Annotated in this window: 2 protein-coding genes and 2 pseudogenes; 1 reads left to right on the forward strand and 3 read right to left on the reverse strand. The window is 34.6% G+C overall.

The genetic code is table 11. From position 1 onward, the window contains the following. Positions 1-174 precede the first annotated feature (174 nt). Together ACP7AK_RS14970 and ACP7AK_RS14975 are read right to left on the reverse strand one after the other, a co-directional pair. Positions 175-306: pseudogene (locus ACP7AK_RS14970) on the reverse strand (IS6 family transposase); the annotation flags it as partial. A 108-nt stretch (positions 307-414) separates the two neighbouring features. Then, positions 415-660: a hypothetical protein gene (locus tag ACP7AK_RS14975; RefSeq protein ID WP_034171689.1), complete on the reverse strand. Its 246-nt coding sequence runs from the start codon at positions 658-660 to the stop codon at positions 415-417. A 149-nt stretch (positions 661-809) separates the two neighbouring features. Between ACP7AK_RS14975 and ACP7AK_RS14980 the strand changes: the two genes are divergently transcribed. Next, positions 810-1,034 (forward strand): helix-turn-helix transcriptional regulator, encoded by a 225-nt coding sequence (locus ACP7AK_RS14980; RefSeq protein ID WP_004676219.1) that lies wholly within the window; start codon positions 810-812, stop codon positions 1,032-1,034. 83 nt (positions 1,035-1,117) lie between these two features. Here the strand turns inward: ACP7AK_RS14980 and ACP7AK_RS14985 are convergent. Continuing rightward, positions 1,118-1,687 (reverse strand): annotated as a pseudogene (locus tag ACP7AK_RS14985) (type I restriction endonuclease subunit R, EcoR124 family); the annotation flags it as partial. Between the last annotated feature and the right edge of the window lie 979 nt (positions 1,688-2,666).

The raw sequence follows: 2,666 nt of genomic DNA on the forward strand, positions 1-2,666 counted from the left end.
TGTAATCCTGAAGAGAGTGATGAGATGGAAACCTCTCCCGGTCATGCTTGTCAGGGATTTGTCCATATATGGAAGTGCAGTGCTGAAAACTAAGGATCCATCTAATGAGAAGAACTGCCTGGGATTAATCTGCCAGGAATATTAAATTATAAAGTTACATAACTTACGCAACTTATAAACTTGTGTAATCCTGAAGAGAGTGATGTGATGTAAAACTCTTTCTATACTGCCATACTTACAATACCAGCGCACAGCCCAAAGAATGATTTCGCCCCAAAGATGATGCCGACTATGGAAGTGATTCATCTATTGAACCTTTAGCTGAAAAGCTATTTACAACACTGCCAATTTTTCCTCTTTTATAGCGTTTACTCTAATTTCAACTGCTACAAAAGAGGAAAGACGATTCATCAATTAATAGTCAAAGCTGAAGAAATTTTCAGGGAAACAAGAACGGAAAGCTTTTTGAATATCGCTGTACTCACACTCAGGATGCTTCTCTAAATAACGTCTAGTCCAAATCAGTGTGGCTTCATAATCGTTAAAGCACTGATCGAGTTGTAAAAAAATCCACAGTTCATGGGCTTTTTGAATGAAAAAGTCATTGATAATCATGAGAGCAATTTTCTTTTCAGTGTTTGAATCCGGGTATGAGTACATAGTATGTTTCTCCTATAGAGATGATAAATAGATTAATTGATAAGCTATTTATAACACATAAAAAATGTGTTTGTCACATAATTTATGTGATTTTTGTAATTTTATGGTCTGTGTTATACTTCTAATCCAAACAGATTGTATTTATCACGATGCCGTACGAAGAATTTCAAAGACTTATGGGGAAAGCAGGTCTTTCAATTAAGGAATTTGCAACATTATTGGACATGAACCCAAATTCCATAACTAACTATAAAAAGATCGGAAAAGTACCTACTCATATTGCTGTTCTGGTTTATTTGCTTTCTAGCATGAAAGATGAGGGTGTAGACTTTTACCCTATTTTCGAAAAAATTAAGTCGTATTCAAAAGACTAAGACTCTAGTTTTTTTGATTGTTTTAAGCTGTTAGTGATGACGTAAAAAATGCCTGAAGTTCAGGCATTTTTTGTTTCAGGGACTTATAAGCCTCGATAGAACTTTTCAATAAAGTTTCGAGTTTTGAGAACCAGGGTATTCATCATGGTCTTACGTTTTGAGATCTTAGGGCGAGCAATCGGTAAGTCTTTGACATCTTCCCGGCTAGGTAGACGCTGGGTGTATTCATATTGGCTGAGCACCGTTTTGAAGACTTCAGGTTTGATGGCTTCTTTTTGACACAGCTCATTCAGTGCCTTTTCTTTCTCCACATCCCAAAACTGAACAAAGGCTTGTTCAACGCTTTGACCATCGGCCATGCGTGGAATGTTTTCATCCAGAAACTTTTGAATCAGCTCTTGTTTGTCATACAAGTTGTGGTTGGTCGAGATGATATCTTGCACTTGGGAACGATACTGTTGTTTCTTTTCTGGATCTTTATGATTGACCACCGATTGCAGTAAATTCAGGATATAACCGACATTCACGGTATCGCGGTGGATCAGTTCCAGTTGGAAATTGACATCATTGAGGATCGATACTTTGTCTTTAGGCTGGACCACACGGACGTTGTTGTACAGATATTTGTATTGTGAGGTATGTTTCTGGAATTCTGCCTTATTTAAATTGGTATCGTCCTAGTCATACTCGACAAAGTTTTCCAATTGGGCATTGATCCGCATCAGCTTTTCGGGTTTACGCCCCTATTTCTTATAGTATAAATTTTTGAAATATAATACTATTTACTTTGGAATTACATGCGATGCGATAAATTTCGAATAAGAGATTTTATGTTAAATAATGGTTTTTATATGATCTAGTATTTCTAAATATAAGTGCAATTTTACTAAGGTTGCTTAGATGCTATGGAATCTAAATATCTAAATTGTTCATCCCCCTTTACTTCATTTTCATGTTTAATCACCGCTATTAGTAAAACTATGGTCATAGCCCCAGCTAGATAGGTGATCTTTTTTCTCATGATTTCCTTGTAGTGAAATTTTTTTTGCTTATTTTATATAAATTATATAAATAATAAAATTGTGATATATACCAATCTGTTAGGCAAATTAGTCCTATTCCAAATAACCAAAAAAAGCCGATATCTTTGTAAGCTCTAACCCACAAAAATTGAGGGATAGTTTTCGAAATAGAGTCTTTGATAAAATAGTAAAAATCAATAAATACCTACTTTTTAAACCATTATCATTTAGAGAATATTACAAAGTTGTTTAAAAAAGCCGACTTGTTTCCAAGTCGGCTTTTCGACATCGTCGAGCACATTTTTTATATCATAAATTTCCGATTTTTATAATTTTCAAAGTCTATCTTTCAGCTCTTTATACAACAAAGCCGAACTGAATTAAAAATAGAAATGTAGTTGAGCTGATGCTTGCTCATTTCTTTATTTTTAGTAATTGAGGTGAACATACTGTCAGTACATGGTAGTTATAAGTAACGTGTAACTTTGTTTGCACAAAGATTTGAGTTATGCCAAGTGATGGATTGATTTGTACTTAAAATTTTAAGCTTATCCACTTGCTTTGCAAGCCACTACACTTTATTTACAATCCTATGTTGTGGAAGTAGGGG

The organism is Acinetobacter sp. TWP2-2-3, assembly GCF_049896445.1.
Lineage (GTDB): Bacteria > Pseudomonadota > Gammaproteobacteria > Pseudomonadales > Moraxellaceae > Acinetobacter.